The sequence below is a fragment of the Luteimonas sp. R10 genome, from assembly GCF_045689605.1.
Lineage (GTDB): Bacteria > Pseudomonadota > Gammaproteobacteria > Xanthomonadales > Xanthomonadaceae > Luteimonas.
On sequence record NZ_CP141262.1, the window covers coordinates 3,404,061 to 3,420,968 of the forward strand.

General features: G+C 67.5%; 11 protein-coding genes. 6 read left to right on the plus strand and 5 right to left on the minus strand.

What is annotated here, in order from left to right; all coding sequences use genetic code 11:
• Positions 1-138: 138 nt before the first annotated feature.
• The 3 genes from U3649_RS14760 to U3649_RS14770 all read left to right on the plus strand — a co-directional run bounded on the left by U3649_RS14760 (position 139) and on the right by U3649_RS14770 (position 2,923).
• Complete coding sequence (locus U3649_RS14760) at positions 139-720, plus strand: TetR/AcrR family transcriptional regulator (protein WP_407352070.1); 582 nt, start codon at positions 139-141, stop codon at positions 718-720.
• Entirely contained in the window at positions 704-2,314 is a 1,611-nt protein-coding gene (locus U3649_RS14765; protein WP_407352071.1) for a nitrilase-related carbon-nitrogen hydrolase, read from the plus strand. Before U3649_RS14760 ends, U3649_RS14765 begins: the two co-directional genes overlap by 17 nt.
• Before the next feature lie 396 nt (positions 2,315-2,710).
• Entirely contained in the window at positions 2,711-2,923 is a 213-nt protein-coding gene (locus U3649_RS14770) for a hypothetical protein (RefSeq protein ID WP_407352072.1), read from the plus strand.
• A 92-nt stretch (positions 2,924-3,015) separates the two neighbouring features.
• Here the strand turns inward: U3649_RS14770 and U3649_RS14775 are convergent, their stop codons facing one another.
• The 5 genes from U3649_RS14775 to U3649_RS14795 form a co-directional block, all read right to left on the minus strand.
• Complete coding sequence (locus tag U3649_RS14775) at positions 3,016-3,732, minus strand: M15 family metallopeptidase (protein WP_407354629.1); 717 nt, start codon at positions 3,730-3,732, stop codon at positions 3,016-3,018.
• 5 nt (positions 3,733-3,737) lie between these two features.
• The gene (locus U3649_RS14780) at positions 3,738-5,324 is read right to left on the minus strand and encodes a serine hydrolase domain-containing protein (protein ID WP_407352073.1); all 1,587 of its coding nucleotides are present in this window, start codon (positions 5,322-5,324) and stop codon (positions 3,738-3,740) included.
• A gap of 110 nt (positions 5,325-5,434) precedes the next feature.
• Positions 5,435-8,314 (minus strand): TonB-dependent receptor domain-containing protein, encoded by a 2,880-nt coding sequence (locus U3649_RS14785; RefSeq protein WP_407352074.1) that lies wholly within the window; start codon positions 8,312-8,314, stop codon positions 5,435-5,437.
• 431 nt (positions 8,315-8,745) lie between these two features.
• Entirely contained in the window at positions 8,746-11,763 is a 3,018-nt protein-coding gene (locus tag U3649_RS14790) for a carboxypeptidase regulatory-like domain-containing protein (protein WP_407352075.1), read from the minus strand.
• Positions 11,764-11,812: 49 nt separating this feature from the next.
• Positions 11,813-13,327: a transglutaminase-like domain-containing protein gene (locus U3649_RS14795; RefSeq protein WP_407352076.1), complete on the minus strand. Its 1,515-nt coding sequence runs from the start codon at positions 13,325-13,327 to the stop codon at positions 11,813-11,815.
• Positions 13,328-13,488: 161 nt separating this feature from the next.
• Here U3649_RS14795 and U3649_RS14800 point away from each other — a divergent pair, with 161 nt between their 5' ends.
• The 3 genes from U3649_RS14800 to U3649_RS14810 are packed head-to-tail and all read left to right on the plus strand — an operon-like array spanning position 13,489 to position 16,892.
• Positions 13,489-14,898 carry an SH3 domain-containing protein gene (locus U3649_RS14800; RefSeq protein ID WP_407352077.1) on the plus strand — a complete coding sequence of 470 codons (1,410 nt, stop codon included), beginning with the start codon at positions 13,489-13,491 and terminating at the stop codon, positions 14,896-14,898.
• A 28-nt stretch (positions 14,899-14,926) separates the two neighbouring features.
• Complete coding sequence (locus U3649_RS14805; RefSeq protein WP_407352078.1) at positions 14,927-16,024, plus strand: dipeptide epimerase; 1,098 nt, start codon at positions 14,927-14,929, stop codon at positions 16,022-16,024.
• Between the two features lie 16 nt (positions 16,025-16,040).
• Positions 16,041-16,892, plus strand: coding sequence for a MurR/RpiR family transcriptional regulator (locus U3649_RS14810; RefSeq protein WP_407352079.1), 852 nt, complete (start codon positions 16,041-16,043; stop codon positions 16,890-16,892).
• The last annotated feature ends 16 nt before the right edge of the window (positions 16,893-16,908 follow it).

Here is a 16,908-nt window from a genome sequence, read left to right on the forward strand (position 1 = left end):
GGCCCTTGAAGGCCGCCAAGCATCTCCTGCATTTCCCTGATCCGATCATGGTGCGGATGGCGTTCAGCGGCGCCGATCATGCTGCCATCTCGCGCAGTCGGCTTGCACGAAGGCCCGCGCCATGTATACAGTGTATACATGGCGCCTGTCCCCACCGCCGAACGCATCCTCCGCGCCGCCCGCGCGCTGTTCGAGCGCGAAGGCGCCGACGCGGTCAGCATGCGCCGCGTCGCCGAGGCGGTCGGCATCACGCCGATGGCGATCTATCGCCATTTTCCGAATCGCGGGGCCCTGCTCAGGCGCGTCAGCGACGACAGTTTCAACGAGATCGCCCACCGCTGGGAGGCGCTGCGCAAGGGCGGCGACCCGATCGCGCACCTGCTGGCGATACAACGCATCTACCTCGACTACGCGCTGGCTCATCCGCACCTGTTCGACCACGCCTTCTCGGCGCGGCGCGAGGACGCGCGCCGCTTCCCCGAGGACTTCCACGCGCGCCGCTCGCCCACCCTCAACGTGGTCCACGACACGGTGGTGGAAGGGCAACAGGCCGGCCTGCTCCGCGCTGGCGACCCCTGGGACATCGCGATGGCGCTGTGGGTGCATTCGCATGGCCTGGTCGCGCTCTACCGCGCCGGCCGTTTCAGCTACGACGAACGTCGGTTCCGCACCTTCTACGAAGCCTCGCTGGGGAGACTGCTCGATGGACTCAAGGCCTGATCGTCTGCCGCGCGTCGCGGCGCCGCTCGCGGTGGCGCTCACCGCGCTGGGCTGGTGGTTCGGCACCCATCTGGAGCCGCTGTGGTGGGCGGCCTGGCTGGCGCCGCTGCCGCTGCTGGTCTATGCGCTGCGGGTGCGCGCGGGCCCGGCATCGCTGGCCGCGTTCGCGGCGTTCGCCATCGGCGGCGCCAACGCCTGGCACTACCTGCACGACGTGGTCCGGGTGCCGCTGGTGGTGACGTTGGCGGCGATCCTGGCGCCCGCCCTGCTGATGGTGCCGGTGACGCTGCTGTTCCGCGCGCTGGCGCGGCGGGGCCGCGTTCTCGCGGCGGCGCTGTCGCTGCCGCTGGCGACCACCGGCCTGTCCTGGGCCGGGGCGACACTGTCGGCGCATGGCACCTACGGGCATCTCGCCTATTCGCAGATGGACGCGCTGCCGGTGATCCAGGTCGCCGCGGTCGCCGGACTGTGGGGCGTGGGCTTCCTGGTCTGGCTGCCTGCGTCGCTGCTCGCGGCCGTCACCGCGCCGCGTGCGGACCGGCGCGACCGCGTGCTGGCGGCAACGGCGGGCACGCTCGTGCTCGCGCTGTCGCTGGGCTACGGCGCATGGCGGCTGCACGACGACGACGCGTCGACCCGGCTGCGCGTGGGACTGGTGACGATCGGCGGATCCGGCGATGCCGCGGCGGACCCGGCCACGCCGGAGGGCGGGCGCATGCTCTCGCGCTACGCGGCCGAGATCGAACGCCTGGCGGCGGCGGGCGCGGAAGTCGTGGTCGCACCGGAGTCCGCCCTGCTGCTGCGCTCGCATGCGGTGGAGACACTGCAGGAACTGTCGACGCGGCACGGCGTCCGGATCCTGGTCGGCGCGGAAGACCACAGCGATCCGCGGCGCAAGCACAACGCGGCGCTGGTATTCGAACCCGGCGCCGGCGAACCGGTCGCCTACTACAAGCGGCACCTGATCCCCGGTTTCGAGGATCGCTACACGCCGGGCGACACGCGGGTCATGCTGGCCGGCGCGCCGCGGACCGGCGTGGCGATCTGCAAGGACCTCGACTTCACCGCGACCGGGCGCGCCCATGCCGCGCTCGATACGCAATTGCTGTTGGTCCCGGCATGGGACTTCAACGAGGACGCCTGGCTGCACGGTCGCATGGCGGTGATGCGCGGCGTGGAAGGCGGCTTCGCGATCGCACGCACGGCCCGCGACGGCGACCTCACGCTCAGCGACGACCGCGGGCGCGTGATCGCGGAAGCTTCGAGCGTGGGGAAGACCGGGCCCGTTTCGCTGCTGGCCGAGCTGCCGCTGCGCGACACGCGCACGCCCTATGCGCGCTGGGGCGATGCCTTCGGCTGGCTGTCGTTGATCGCGGCCGCGTTGCTGGCGGCGACTCTGGCGCTGCGCCGGAAGCACGGCGATTCCCCACGGACGAACGGCCCCGCCCCGCGTCAGCGCTCGAGACCCACCTCGGCCAGCATCTCCTCGATGCGGACCTCGACGTGGGTGGCGTCCTCGGGAGTGACCGCGCCGTCGACGATGGGATCCGCCTCGGCCGCGAATGCCGCCCAGAAATCCTCGTCGTTGGTGTAGTCGTCCACCAGCGCCGGCAGCTTGCGTTGCAGTGCGTCCAGCCGTGCGTCGAGTTCCAATCGATCCATCGCCTACCTCCGGACCAGATATCGATGCCGATACGTTGGCCGCTGCGCCGTTGATCCGATGTGAAACGTCCATTGCGTGGCCGACGCGGCAGATACCTGATCGCGGCATGCGGTGAGCCGTACGACGAAGACCGGGGTGTCGGACTTTTCCTACAGCCGATCGCGGCTTCGGCCGACTGTGCAACTCCGCGCCCGCGGCCATGCTGTCACCACGCCCCAGCAGCACGGTCCATGCGTCGGCAACGGACGCCGCTCCGCAACGGAATCACGGCCGCGACCCTGAGCAAGTCATCCAGCTGGGCTGGGGCATTCACTTCTGGAGACTGGGATGGAACGCATCCTGATCGGGGTCGAGCCGGACGAGCACGGCTGGCGCGTCCAGCTCGCCGGCATCACGCTGGAGCGCAATCTCGAGCAGCCCGCCGCCCTCGGCCGCGCCGACGACCTGGCCCGCGAGCGCCATGCCTCCACCGGCCTCCCCACCGCGGTGCACGTGCGCATGCTGTGCGGCGACGGCGTGATGCTGGGCATGCACGGGTAGGAGCGCACCACAGGGGCGCGATCGCCTGCGCGGGGGCTGGTCGCGCCCCTGCGGTGCGCTCCTACATGGGGCGGGCCCAGGGGCGGATGGTCCTAGCGGACCGGCACGTCGAAGGCGATGCCCGGCGAGGGTTCCGGCTGGAATCCGTAGTGCCACCACTCGCGTTCGTAGTTGCGGAAGCCATGCCGCTCCATGGCGGCGCGCAGGCGATGGCGATTGCGCCGTTGCGCGTCGCTGGCCCCGGGGCTGTCGGTATGGGCGAGCGGATCGAAGAAGTCGAATCCGGTGCCCATGTCCAGCGGCGCGCAGTCCTGTCCGGACGCGTCGCAGCGCAGCAGCGTCAGGTCGACCGTGGCACCGCGGCTGTGGCCGGAGCGTTCGGCGATGTAGCCGTGGACGAGTTCCCCCTTGTCCAGGTTCGGATAGTGTTCCGCCTTGGTGCGCAGGTCGCCCGCGTCCTGCACCCAGCGCATGAAGTGCCGTACCGCGCGCACGGGCCGGTAGCAGTCGTAGATCAGCAGGCGGAAGCCCTGCGGGCGCAGATCCGCCTCCACCCGCTGCAGCGCTTCGGCCACCGGCCGCAGCAGGTAGCAGCGCGGCGCCTCGTAGCCGTCGATCGGCGCGCCGACGAAATTGTCGCTGCCGGCATAGCGGATGTCCTGGTGGATGTCGGGCACCAGGCGATCGATCGCGACCAGCCCCGCCTCCTCCGCCGTGCGCGCCGGCGAGACCGCCGGCCCGTCCGCGACGGACGCGCACGCCGCCGGCAGCAGGAGCGCGACCAGCGCGATGCGCCAGCGGGATGGCAACGCCCTCATGGGCAGTCACCGACGCGGACGAAGGCGAGATCCTCGTAGTCGTAGCTGAAGTCCGCCTGCGGATCGACCTTGGCCATGGCCAGCGTCGGCGGCGCATCCGCATCGTCCGCATCGGCGAATGCCAGCCAGGCCTCGGCATCGACGCTCACCTCGTCCCAGTCCACCAGCAGGCGCTTGCCGACCCGCATCACCGTGCCGGTCAGCATCGGCGACTTGGCCGCGGCGAAGCGCACGACATCCCCGCGCCGGCAGACCGACGCTTCGCCGAACCAGGGGTCGCGGTACACGCCGAGCCAGGGCGCCATGGTGTCGACGCCCGCGGCCTGCCGCGACGACGTGTCCGGCGCCGAGGTGCTGCCATCTTTCCTGTCCGCCGCCGCTTCCGCGGCGATCGCGTCGGCGTAGTCGTCGACCGTGCGCTCATCCTCCCCAGGCGCGGTGAAGCGCTTCGACAGCGCCTGCACCAGCGCGCTGCGCGCGTCCGAACCGCCGCCGTTCATCAGCACCACGAAGCCGACGCCGAGCTCCGGCAGCAGGGTGACCGCCGAATACATGCCCGACAGCGTGCCGGTGTGCGAGATCTTGAGCCGGCCGTCGGCGTCGTTGAGCCGCCAGCCGTACCCGTAGGCGTGGAAGTGGGCGCCGTCCCATTCGCGCAGGCGCCGCCCGAGGGGCATCGGCGTGTGCGCGATCCACAGCGCCTCGCGCTGCGCCCGGGACAGCCACGGCGCTCCGTCGACCAGTCCGGACCGCTCCGGCTGCAGCCACATCGTGATCCACCGCAGCATGTCGTCGAGGCTGCAGCGGATCCCGCCCGCCGCCGCCATCGGCACCGCCGCCACCACTTCGCCGTCCTCGCGCACCGGCACGTTGCGCCCGTCGATGCGGATGTGCGGTTGCGCCACGCTGCCCACCTCGTCGCGCCGCCACTCGCCGACCCGGCAACGCTCGAGGCCGAGCGGCTCGAACAGCTCGCTGCGCAGCAGCGCCTCGTAGGACTCGGCGCCGGACGCCGCCGCGGCGACCTCGCCGGCGACGATGTACAGCGTGTTGTCGTAGGCGTAGCGCGAGCGGAAGCTGTAGATCGGCTTCAGGTGCGCCATGCCGGCGATCACGTCCTCGCGGGTGAACAGGTTCGGCTCCGGCCACAGCATCAGGTCGCCGGCGCCGGCGCCCAGGCCGCTGTTGTGGATCAGCAGGTCGCGCACCTGGATCTCGCGCGTCACCCACGGATCGTGCATGCGGAAGTCCGGCAGGTGCTCGATCACCGGATCGTCCCAGGCGAGTTTCCCCTGGTCGACCAGCCGCGCCAGCAGCGCGGTGGTCATCGCCTTGCTGTTGGAGGCGATCTTGAACAGCGTCGCCGGCGTGACCGGCTCGCCGCCGCCCGCGCGCAGCTCGCCCGCGGTGCGCACGTAGGTGACCTCCCCGTCCTCGACCGCCCCGACCGCCAGGCCCGGCAGATCGAAGCGCGCGACGGCGGCGTCCACCTCGGCGTCGATCGCCGCCTGTCGCACCTCGCCGCCCGTCGGTTCGCGGGCGGCCGCCGCGTGCATCGCCTGCGCCAGCAGCAGCGCCGCCACGCAGACGCGGCCGAGGGCTGCGCCACGCTTCGCTTTCGCTCGGGACGCATCGCGCGGCCCCTGGCCTGGCGCGCCCGGGCGCCGCATCATCCTGTCCAATTCGTCGCCCGTCAGAAGAACTTGTACTCGAGCTGCAGGGTATAGGCACGCCCCCTCGGGTCGGCGACGCGCGGTTCCCAGCCCGCCCCCGCGGCGAAGTCGTTCTGGTGCGCGGTGAACGGCGGATCCTCGTCGAGCAGGTTCCTGATGCCGAGTATCACCTTCAGCGAATCGATGCCGGTATAGCCGACGCTGTAGTTGTACGTGGTGTAGCTGGACACCCCGGGATCCCATTGCGGCGGGATGTAGGTGTCGTTCCTGACGCTGACGGGGGGTTCGTCGTCGTAGCCGTGGCGGTAGATCTGGGTGAGGCTGTGGGTCCAGTCGCCGCGGAAGTAGCTGAAGTTCAGCGTGTGCTTCCACTTGATCGGCAGGTTGTAGTAGCGCACGTACTCGCCGACCAGGTTGTCGGTGTACGGCAATGCCTCGACGCCCTTGGTCCGGAACGAATCGATGTAGCTGCCGTTGAGGTTCACGCTCCAGCGCCCGCCGCCCAGCTCGCCCATGAAGTTGGCATCCAGCTCCACGCCCCGCATCCGGCTGCCGCCCGAATTGATGTAGCGGCGATCGATGGCGACCACCTCGCCGGCGTCGTTACGGATCCAGTTCTCCTGGAACAGGTCGTAGTACTCGACCAGGATCTCGGTCCGCGCCGGCTGGATCGTGTTGGTGCGTTCGATGTCCCACCAGTCCAGCGTCATGTTGAACCAGTCGACCGGCGCGATCACCACGCCGAAGCTCTTCTGCTTGGACTCTTCCGGCCGCAGGTCCTCCTTGCCGCCGAAGAGCATGTCAGGCTGGATCGACTCGCACCCGGGCACCTCGGGGTTGGGAACGCCGCCCGGGCAGGTGGCCGGATCGGCCAGGTCGAACCCGGTGTACGGACTCTCGGTCACGCCGTTGAACAGCTGGTTGAAGGACGGCACCTTGAAGCCGGTGCTGTAGGCGCCGCGGAACGCGAGCGCATCGATCGGCTGGTACTTGAAGGAGACCTTCGGGTTGGTGGTGCTGCCGAAGCCGTCGTAGCGGTCGTAGCGGCCGGCCAGGGTGACGTCCAGGCTGTCGAAGACCGGCAGGTAGACCTCGGCGAACACCGCCTTGATGTCGCGGCTGACGTCCTCGAGGATGTTCGCGTCGTCGAACGGGGCGTTGAAGACCGGCCGTCCGTTGGTCCGTTCGTCGCCGTTGAACTTGAACTCCTCGCGGCGCAGGTCGGTACCCACGGCTGCGTAGATCGATCCGCCAGGCAGCGACAATCCCACGTCGCCGGAGAAGACGGCGTCGACCTGGGTCACGACCGACTCGCCGCCGTACAGCACCACGCCCGTCGCCGACCCGGCCTCGAGCGCCGCCATCGCCGCCGCCGACTGCTCCTGTCCCGGCAGCAGGAACGGGTTGAGCAGGCCGCTGCCGAGGGCCTCCTGCAGGGCATCGGTGTAGTGGAAGCCGCCGCCCAGCGTCGATGTCGATTCGCTGGAGGCGCGCGACAGGCCGACCGCGTAGTCCCACCTCCCGACCAGGCCCTCGAACCCCGCCAGCAGCCGGTAGGCCTTGGTGTTGGTCGAGATCTGGCGCGGACCGCAGGCCATGCAGCGCCAGCGATAGGCGATGCGGTCTCCGTAGCTGAGCTGGTCGGCGCCGAAATAGTCCGCCAGCGCGTCGAAGACCATGTCGTAGGACTCGCCCGTGCTCGGATACCAGGTGTCCGGGTTGAAGGCGGCAGTCGCCGTCGTGCTCGACGAGATCTGGTTCGGCTCGAAGGTCTTCTCGACGTCCACCTCGGAGCCGACGAACTCGACGAAGGCCTCGTGGCGGTCCGACATCTTGAAGGTCGCCCTGCCGATGAAGTCGACGCTCTCCTGGGGCTGCTGGATGACCGCCGCGGCGGGATAGTCCCAGGCGCAGGCGTAGCGCGACGAGGGGACGTTCCACAGGCGGTGATCGTACGGCCCCATCAGGTCGCCGCCGCTCTCGCAGCCGGCGGCGCCGGGCAGGTTCAGGATGTTGACGGCCGCCTGCAGCGATCCGTCCCCGGGATCGATCACGCCTCCGCCCATCATCGACCCGTCATGGTTGAACACCGTCGCGAACGGCGGACCGCGGGTGTCGGGAGACAGGCCGCGCTCGGGCTGGAAGCTGTTGGAGAAATCGCGGTCGGTCCCGCGCAGGATCTCGTTCTTCTTGAAGCTCACGGTCCCGAAGACGTTCCAGCGGTCCGTGTCCAGGTCGCCGCCGCCCACCAGCAGGTTGGCGCGATGGATATTGCCGCCGCCGGCTTCGGTCACGTCGACGAACGCGGAAGCCTCCGCGCCCGTGTAATCGCGCCGGGTGATGAAGTTGATCACGCCGCCGATGGCATCGGTGCCGTAGACGGCGGAGGCGCCGTCGCGCAGCACCTCGACCCGGTCGATGGCCGCGAAGGGGATGGAGTTCAGGTCGACCGCCCGCCCCTTGAGCCCGTGCGTGGCGACGCGGCGGCCGTTGAGCAGCACCAGGGTCGCGTCGGCGCCCTGCCCGCGCAGGTTGGCGCCGGACACGCCGTTGTTGCCGCGCTGCTCCTCGTGGACGATGCCGGCGTTGCTCGACAGGTTGTCGGAGCCGTTGCCGGCGATGTTCATGTACATCAGCAGCTGTTCCGCCGAGGTGATGCCCTGCGCCTCGATATCGGCCTTCCGGAACACCGTGATCGGCAGCTGGCTCTCGACGTCAGTGCGCTTGATGTGCGATCCGGTCACCCGCACGGTGTCCAGCGTCCGGGGCGCGCTCCGGTCGTCGGGCTCCGGCGGATCGGACGGGCTCTCCTGCCCGAGAGCGATCCCCGGGCTCAACAGCCCGACCAGGATGGCCGCGGCGAGACGGCTCGGCTTCGAACGCGGAGATGCGATGGGCATGCGGGACTTCCTGGGCAAGTGGAGCGCTGCGGAACGTCGGCGATGCCCCCCGCTGCATGCGCGTGGCAAAGCCATTCGAGACGTCGACCGCGGAAGCGACCTCGTACCCTGGAACGCCAGCCCGTCCAGCGGTCGCCCGACCGCGATGGACGCTCCCTGCCAAACGCGACAACACCAGAACTACGCGTTCACCCTCTCCACCAGGACCCGCGCCGATTCTCCCACCGGTGCGGAGTGCATGTGGCTGCCCCCGGCCGTCATCCCCATTTCATTGCTGTGTAACACGCCCCCTGTAGGCGGTCAATAATCTTCCCGCTACTGTTTTCATGGGAAACCTCGATTCCCAACCACTTCGCACCCGGCTCCCAACCCGATTCGACCATCTCCCCAAAAAAAATGGGCGGCCCGATGCGGGCCGCCGGCGGAGATCATCAAAAGTTGAGAGACAACACGAGTTGCGCGTAGCGTGGAGCCTCGAAGCGCACCGGCTCCTTGAAGTACGGGTTTGTGGAGTTGGAGATGGCCGTCTGCAGTTGCTGGTTAACATCGACCTTGCGTTGATGATTGAGCAGGTTATAGACGGTGAACTTGAGCTGCATGTCGCTACGCTCGCCGAGCGGCATCCCGTAGGTGATGCCGGCATCCAGGCCGAAGGTCCACGGCAGGCGCCCGTAGCCGCCACGCGGTGAATACTCATAGACACGCTCAGTCGACGGACCGGTGCAGTTTTCCACGCAGATGTAGTAGCTGTAGTAGTTTCGCCTATCAAAGGGATTGCCTTTGCCGAAGCCCGTGATTGGCCCGCCGGAGCGAGCATTGAGGCTCGCGCTCACAGTCAGCTGGTCAGTGAGCGCATAGGCGCCACGAAACTTGAACTGGTGGCGGCGATCGTTGTGCAGCGGCCCATAACCATTGAGGTTTACCCACGGGTCGTCGAAGTTCTCGGTTCGACCGGTGTCGGCGAAGTCGGTATCGGAATTGACAGGGCCTTCGGCATTGCCGTCGCTCTTGGACCAGGTATAGGACGCATTCATTGACCAGAGTCCGTCCCAGGCGCGGTCGAGCTGCAGCTCAACCGCCTTGTATCGACGCTCGGGCTTGTCCCAACCTCGCTGGCCGAGGTAATTGCCTTCGCTGTCGTACATCGCCCAACCTTCGCGCGAAGTGTCGATCGTGATCCAGTCCTGCGTCCACTCTTCCCGCGGGCCATCACAATTGCTGTACCCCCAGACCGTCACTTCCTCACCCGGATTGGCCATGACCCAACCGACCGCACCATCCGGGCCGCACTGCGGAGTCGCAGTGATGTTCATGTCATCGATCGCATTGTTGAGCTTTCGATAGGTGCCACTGACACCCCAGGACCAGGTTTCGGTAAGCATCTGCTGATAGCCGAGAATCAACTCATCCTGATAGACAGGATCCATGTCAGCATCGACCTCGGATCGTAGGTCGCCCACACTGCCGTCTCCCTGCGAATTATCGACGTTGCCGATCTGAGGCCCGAGGATTGGGAAAGCGTACGGAACTCCTTTCGCATCGATCCTCGTTTCCCAACCGTCGAACCCGTAGAACGTACGCTCGTCGAGGAATCCGCCGGCTTGCTTGATGTTGATTACATTGGCGACGGGCAGGAAGTACCGGCCGATATTGCCATACAGCTTGGTGGTGCTATCTCCATGAACGTCCCACGAGAATCCGAATCGTGGCGCCAGCATGTCGTCAATCTCGATGTAGCTGTTTCCGTCGCTGTCCTTGTTGTCGAAAGCCTCCATGCGCAGTCCGATGTTGAGCAGCAGGTTGTCCGTGACCGACCAGTTGTCCTCGATGTAGTAGGCAGAATTGATCGACTCGAACTCGCCCGAGACCTCGTATCGCCGTACTCGCACGAATTCGGTGTATCCGGGAGGCATGATCCCTCCGTTCTCAAGCGTGTCGCCCGGCTCCAGACCACCGTAGACGCCGTAGTAGAACGCATCTGGACCGGCGTAATAGCTGTCGTAGTTCGAGGTGTTCACTTCGCGGTCGAGGCCGAAACGTAGCAGATGATCGCCGAACGACCACTCGAAATCGGCCCGCGCGGCTTCGCGCTCGTCAAGTCGCGACTGCACGGTTGACACGGTGGTACAGCCGATACGCAGATCGCCGGCCGGACGAGGCACGGGATCCTGCGAAATGGTCACGTAGTTGCACGTCAGATCGTTGAGAGTACGTTGAAAAGACTCACGCTCGTTCTCACCATACATCAACTTAGCGGTAAAGTTCTGAGTCAGGTTGCTCGTGTAGGTGATCGAACGGTTCCTGCCGCCGGTATCGAGATAGATCTCGTTGGTCTTGTCGCCGCGCGCTCGGTTGTCGTAGTCGTAGTCGTAAACCTCACCGACTCTGGCGTCGCTGTCCGAGAACGCCATCAGCTCCAGCAGGTTGCTGTCGTTGATCTGCCAGTCGAGCTTGCCGCCCCAGAACGCGTCGTCTGAGTCGTTCTTTGTAAGGGTGGTACCCAGGTTGTTGGTGTTCTGAGGTCGATAGTCGCGCGCCTCGTACATGGCGAAGAAAAACAACTTGTCGCGAACGATCGGGCCTGACGCGAAAGCATTGAGCTTGAGCAGGGAATACTGGTCCTCACTTGCAGTCTGGTACCGTGTCCCGTCATCGCGGAACCGATCTTTCTTGCTGGCCTGCCATGCACTGGGTTCGGCTGTGTACTCGGCACCGAACTCGAATTCGTTGCTGCCGGAACGCGTGACAGCATTGACCACACCACCAGTGGTGCGGCCGAACTCCACCGAGTAACCGCCGGTCTTGACCTGGAACTCTTCGTAGAAGGCGAATGGCGCGGAAGAGTATCCGACCCGGTTGTAGAAGTCGGTGACATTGAGACCGTTGACGTACACTGAGTTTTCGGCCACCGACGATCCACCAAACGACAGGCCACCGAACGATGCGTCGCCCTTTTGCACACCGGGCGCAAGTACTGCGACCGAAGCGATGTTCTGGTCAACCGGCAAGCGCCGGATTTCCTCTCGGGTAACGTTGGTCGCCGATTCCGTAGAAGTGACGTCGACTCGATTAATTACCCGCGACCCCACCACCTCCACCGCGCCCAGAGTGCTAATGCCTGTCCCGGGGACGTTGACCGTGGTAGCCCCACCGAGCGTGACCCGCAGATCAATCGGGCTGCCGAGCTGCTGGCCGTCATCGCTTCTGGCGGTTAGCGTGTAGTCGCCCACAGGCAGCGACGGGATACGGTAGTTGCCGTTCGAATCCGCGCTCACAGTACGAGTCAGACCGGTCCGATCGCTGACGACGGTGATCTGCGAGCCGGCGTCAGCTCGCCCGACCACCGTGCCGGTAACGTTCTGGGCCGAAGCCATGGTCGGCATCATCGATGCGAGGCAGATCCCCATCGCCATGCACAGTGCGCGCTTGCGCAATTTCTGACTGCTCATTCCCCACTCTCCCATTTGTACCGGTTGCCGTTGATGTGGATGGATCGGTTCAGTGTTCACGTTCCTGCTTCGGTGGCAGGATCTGCCACTCGAAGTCGTAGTCCCATTGGTCGAAATACAGGTTGCCGCCGTCCCACTCGGCCTCGCCGCGTTGCGAGTCCACGGTTTCCGAGCGGAAATGGCGCTTGGGCGGGACGAAGGGCTGCGACCAGTCGTCGTTGAAGGCGATGCGGTAGGCGTCGAGGCCGCCGAGATAGAACCAGCGCAGCGCCGGATCGTCGGAATCGAGCAGGCCGGTGGTGACGTCCATCGGCACCCAGCCGTACGGCGCCAGGTACAGCCAGCCCCAGTCGTGCATGTTGTCGTAGCCGACGTCGTTGTCGGAGAACGTCCAACCCGACTGCCAGCGCGCCGGGATGCCGTTCATGCGCAGCAGCGTGACCAGCAGCAGGGTGACCTGGCCGCAGTCGGCATGATCGGCGTGCAGGGCGTGGTCGCCGATGTTGCTGAGGGTCGAGTATTCGCGCGCGCCGCCCCACGGGATCTCGTCGACCGCGGCGAACAGCTTCTGCGCGATGCGGTAGGGGTTGGTCTCGTCGCCGACCACCTTGCGCGAGTAGGCGCGCATCGCGTCGGTGAACACGACGTGCGGCGGGCGCTCGGCCACGTACGGCGCCAGCGACGCGTCGATGTCCGCCGCAACCACCCGCTCCGGATCGATGTCGAAATGGCGGGCGTGGATGGTCAGTTCGTAGCTGACCGAGAACCGGGTCGGCTCGCCGGCAACGGCTGGGCGTTCCAGGTAGGCGGTGCGCTGCGGCGCGCTTTCCGGCGCGATCCGCGCGCCACCGGGTTCGCTGTCGACCAGGCGGATGTCCTCCTGCTGGCCGGGGATCGCCCGCGGATACGGGATCCACGCGCGCACCGTCTCGCCTGCCGGCACCGCGTCGGCGTCGACGGTCAGCGACTGGGTGATGCGCACGCGCCGCGGCGCCACGCTGGTCGCATCGCCGTCCTTCCCCGCGGCCAGCACTTCCTCGTGGTGCGGGTGCAGCGCCTCGTACGGGCCCTGGCTGAAGGGACGCACCGGCGGCGCACGCCGCGCGGCGGCTTCGGGCACGAGGCGGAACAGGTTGAAGACGGCGCGGTTGAAGTAGCGCTTCTCGCCGTCGATCTCGATGCGTTCGATCAATCCTGCGCGATCCCAGGCGGCGAACTCGGCGTCGCCGACGTCCGGCGCCTGCTTGCGCACCGCGGCCTTGGCGGCGGCTTCGTCGAGGGAGAAGTCGAGACGGATGCGGCGCATGCGCTCGCGCTGGAACTCGAGCGCGTCGCGCAGGGCCTCGTCGTCTTCCGCCGTCTCCAGCATCCCGGCGATGCGCGCCTCGGCATCGCGGAAGCGGCCGGCATCGATCATGGCGACGATGTCCGCGGGCGCCGGCGGCGGCAATCCGCCCGCGGTGGCCGGCCCGCAGGCGAGCAGCGCAAGTAGACAAGCCGCGCAGAACCGGACGAACCTTCGCGTCGCCGCGCCGGTCCGATCGATCGTCCCGCCTGGGTTCATGGCACGCCGCACGTCCGCCCCCGCTGGTGTGGCCCCTGTCACGGCTATGTAACATCGTCGTGGAGGGCAGTCAATAATTTATTCTTCGGAAGTTGATTTTGAGAAAAATGTATTCCATAACTGTCGGCGGTCCGCGACACGACGCGGCGCAAGGGGAAGCCATGAAGCCCTCGAACCTGTTCATCTTGTTGCTGGCGCTGGCCTTGGCGGGCGCTGCGGCGCCGGCTCCGGCGCGCCAAACCGAGGCCCCGGCCGCGATCCCCGCCCATGGCGTGGTCGCCGTCGACGAGCGCCACCTCGACCCGGAACACTGGATCGAACGCCTGGGCGCGGCCGCCGATCGTCCCTACCTCGATGCGGCCGCGATCGCCCGGCAGAACGCCGACTTGGTGGCGCGGGACGGCTCGGTGCGCGACATCGCCGCCCTGCCCGCCGAACTCGACGGTGCCGAGGTCCGGGAATGGATCCGCGCGCTGTCATCGCGGCCGCAAGGCGAGCGCTTCGATGCGGCCGGCGCGGTGCTGCCGGCGACGTTCTTCGATGCGCTCGACCGCAACCTCGCGCTCGACGCCGTTCCGGCATCGCAGGCGACGCGCTACGGCCTGGTGGTGCGCCGTGCCGACCTGCGCACGTTCCCCGGCGCCACCCGCATCTTCAGCCGCCCGGGCGATACCGATATCGACCGCTTCCAGGAAAGCGCGCTGTTTCCCGGCACACCCGTGGTCATCGCCCACGAGAGCGGCGACGGCCGCTGGCTGTTCGTCGTCAGCGACCGCTACTCGGCCTGGATCGATCGCGATGCCGTCGCGATCGGCGAGCGCGACACGGTGCTCGGCTACGCGCGCAAGTCGCCGTCGCTGGTCGTCACCGGCGCCACCGCGCGCACCGTCTACAACCCCGAGCAGCCGCAGGTCTCGGAACTGCAGTTCGACATGGGCGTGCGCGTGCCGCTGCTGGCCGACTGGCCCGCGGATCGCGCGGTGCACGGCCAGCATCCCTACTTCGGCCACGTGATCGAGCTGCCGCTGCGGCAGAACGACGGCACGCTGGCGCTGGTGCCCGCGCTGCTGCCGCGCACCGCGGACGTGTCGCCGCAGCCATTGCCGCTCACGCCGGCCAACATCATCGGCCAGGCGTTCAAGTTCCTCGGCGAGCGTTACGGCTGGGGGCACTCGTACAACGCACGCGATTGCAGCGGCTTCGTCTCCGAGGTCTACCGCAGCATGGGCGTGCAGGTGCCGCGCAACACGCGCGACCAGAGCGTCAGCCCGGCGCTGGACAAGACGCTGTTCGACGCATCCGACAGCCACGCCGACCGCATGGCGGAAGTGGCGAAGCTCAAGGTCGGCGACCTGGTCTACATTCCCGGCCACGTGATGATGGTGATCGGGCGCGAGAACGGCACCACCTACGTCATCCACGACACCACCGGCATCGGCTACCGGGGCGCCGGCGGCGACCTGGTGCGGATACCCCTCAACGGCGTGGTGGTGACCGCGCTGGAACCGCTGATGTCCGGCCAGGACCGGCCTACCATCGACAGCATCACCAGCATCGTCCGCATCCGCTGACCGACGCCTCCCGGGGAACACGAGCCGAATGAAAATCACCCAGATCCGCCTGGACAAGCTCCGGGTTCCGCTGAAGACCCCATTCAAGACCGCGCTGCGCACCGTCGACGCGGTGGAGGACATCATCGTCAGCGTGCAGACCGACAGCGGCCACGTCGGCTACGGCGAGGCGGCGGCCACCGCGGTGATCACCGGCGACACCCACGGCTCGATCATCGAGGCGATCGACAAGCTGATCGCACCGCGCCTGGTCGGCCGCGAGATCGCGGACCTCAACCGCATCCTGCAGCTGATCCACGGCGCCGCGGAGCGCAACACCAGCGCCAAGGCCGCGGTCGAGATCGCCGTCTACGACCTGTGGGGCCAGCTCTACGACGCCCCGCTCTACCGCATGCTCGGCGGCGGCGATCCGGTCATCACCACCGACATCACCATCAGCATGGACTACATCGACAAGATGGTGGCCGATTCGCTGGCGGCGGTCGACCGCGGTTTCGAGTCGCTGAAGATCAAGGTCGGCCGGGAGATCGGCGTCGACCTGGAGCGGATCAAGGCGATCTACACCGCGGTCGAGGGCCGCGCCCTGCTGCGCCTGGACGCCAACCAGGGCTGGAACGCCAAGCAGGCGGTCTACGCGATCCGCACCCTGGAGGACGCCGGCGTGCAGCTGGAACTGGTCGAGCAGCCTGTCAAGGCGCGCGACCTGGCGGGACTGAAGTACGTCACCGAGCGCGTGCACACGCCGATCATGGCCGACGAGAGCGTGTTCGGCCCGGCCGAGGTGATCGACCTGCTGCGCATGCACGCGGCCGACATCATCAATATCAAGCTGATGAAGACCGGGGGGATCTCCAACGCCATCCGCATCGCCGACATCGCCGCGCTGTACGGCGTGGAGTGCATGATCGGCTGCATGATCGAATCGAGCATCAGCGTCGCCGCGGCGGTGCACGTGGCGGTGGCCAAGGCCGACACGATCCGCAAGATCGACCTCGACGGACCGTCGCTGTGCGACTTCAACCCGGTCGACGGCGGCGTGGTCTTCAACGAGTCCGAGATCTCGATCGGCGACGCGCCGGGCCTGGGCATCCGCGCCATCCGCGGGCTCGAGCCGCTGGCCGCGTGACCGGAGCACGACGTCCATGTCGGCCCTGCTGAAGATCCGCTCGCAACGCGACCAGATGTCCGCGATCGAGCGCCGCATCGGCGATTTCGTCCTCGACAACGCCCACCTGCTGCGCGACTACTCGTCGCAGCAGCTGGCCAACGCGCTCGAGATCAGCCAGTCGAGCGTGGTCAAGTTCAGCCAGAAGCTGGGCTACAAGGGCTATCCGGACCTCAAGTACGCGATCGGCGAGGACATCGCACGCGGCGACGGCGGCAACCATGATCCGGCGCACGAGTCGGACGGCAACGGCGATCGCCACGCCGCCCTCTCCGAGGCGCTGTGGCAGGCGAAGGCCAACGCCGAGCAGGAGACCCGGCTGCTCAACCCGCCGGACAGCCTGGACGCGATCGCCGAGACGATCCGCAGCGCGCGCACGGTGTTCGTGATCGGGCTCGGCCAGGACAGCGTGGCCGCGCGCGGGTTCACCCTGCGGCTGTCGCAGGTCGGCATCCTCGCGGTCTACCACTTCGATCCGGCGCTGATGCCCACCAGCCTGGCCAACGCCAACCACGACGACGTGCTGATGGTGTTCTCCGAGCACGGCAAGCGCGCGGCGCTGTGCGAGCTCAGCCGCCTGTTCCGCCATCGCGTCGGCAAGGTGGTCAGCATCACCCGCCACAGCGCCAACCCGCTGCGCGCCCAGGCCGACCTGGCGCTGCTGGTCTCGGCGCACGACGCGCGCTCGCACATCGAGCAGCTGCTGTACCACTCGGCGCTGCAGCACCTGCTGGACATGGTCTTCGTGCTGCTGTGCGAACATGCCGGGGAACGGCTGCAACTGCTGGACCGCAACGCCGCGCGCATGCGCCAGTTGCTGGAAACCTGATCGACGCCGCGCCGGA